Source organism: Psychrobacter sp. Sarcosine-3u-12, assembly GCF_002836005.1.
In the GTDB taxonomy this organism is placed as follows: domain Bacteria; phylum Pseudomonadota; class Gammaproteobacteria; order Pseudomonadales; family Moraxellaceae; genus Psychrobacter; species Psychrobacter okhotskensis.
In genome coordinates this window covers 1-1,277 of sequence record NZ_PJBY01000029.1, presented here as the reverse complement: position 1 = coordinate 1,277, position 1,277 = coordinate 1, and the positions used below count along the sequence as shown (strand labels likewise).

Genomic DNA, 1,277 nt, shown 5'->3' with positions numbered 1-1,277 from the left:
TGAGCTATGCTGAAGAAACCGTAGAGGTAAACTTGGTAAACTAAGCGTATTAATCGGAGTTTATCATGACCAAGAAAGTAAGAACCTACAGTGACGAATTTAAAGCCGAGGCCGTCAAGAAGATATCAGACAATAATGGCAATATCTCAGCCACTGCAAAGCAGCTTGGCATTGCCATGCAAACGCTATCAAATTGGCATAACAAAGCCAATCAAGGCAAGCTTGTCGGCACAAAGCAATACGATCCTGATCTTATGAGTGCTCTTCAAGAAATAAAGCAGCTCAAGCGGCAGCTCAAAGTGGCTGAAGAGGAACGCGAAATACTAAAAAAGGCGACGGCGTACTTCGCGAAAAACAGCTAGTCAGGTACGCCTTCATCAAAGATAACCAGCACTTCTTTACCATCACCACTATGTGCCGCGTGCTAAGGGTTAAGCATTCAAGTTACTACGACTGGCTGAGTCGCGATATCAGCGAGCAGCAGATACATCGCAACCATTGTGAGCTACTCGTTAAAGCCGCTCACAGTGAAACTCATGAGCGCTATGGTGTTGAGCGTCTGCATGCGCATCTAAGTGAGCAAGGTCATAACATCAGTCCCTACATGGTCAGAAGCATCAAAGAGGAATACAGCATCAAATGCCGTCGCCACAAACGCTTTAAAGCCACCACCGACTCCAATCACAACAAACTGGTCTATCCAAACGTGTTGGATCAAGAGTTTGATGCTAAGCGCCCTAACGAGTCGTGGGTCAGCGACATCACCTATATCTGGACGAATGAGGGCTGGTTGTATTTAGCGGGAGTCAAAGACTTATATACCAAAGAGCTGGTCGGCTATGCGATCAACAAACGCATGACCGCAGATTTGGTCTGTCGCGCATTGAACATGGCCATCAGGAATAAACGTCCAAACAAAGGGCTAATCGTTCACTCTGACAGAGGCAGCCAGTATTGCAGCCATGCCTACCACAAGATCGTTAAGCAGCATCAATTTACAGGCTCAATGAGCGCTAAAGGTAATTGCTTCGACAATGCTCCAATAGAAAGCTTCTGGGGCATATTGAAGAATGAGTTGGTATATCATCAAGACTATAAAACAAGGTTCACAGCCATCAATGATATTATCAGTTATATCGAGCTGTACTACAATCAGACGAGGATTCAAAAGGGTTTGGGCTATAAATCACCAAGACAAGTGTGGTTTGATTATTATCGTCAGGCTGCGTAACTAAAATCTCCCAAGTTTAGTTCTACGGGATTGACAGCAGGGGTCA

Annotated in this window: 1 protein-coding gene; it reads left to right on the top strand. The window is 45.1% G+C overall.

What is annotated here, in order from left to right:
• The first annotated feature begins 65 nt into the window (after positions 1-65).
• Positions 66-1,231 (top strand): IS3 family transposase gene (locus CXF65_RS00980; RefSeq protein ID WP_101210723.1). Its coding sequence is split into 2 segments (ribosomal slippage): positions 66-324 and positions 324-1,231, totalling 1,167 coding nucleotides; the frame shifts between segments, so codons are not numbered across the junction.
• The last annotated feature ends 46 nt before the right edge of the window (positions 1,232-1,277 follow it).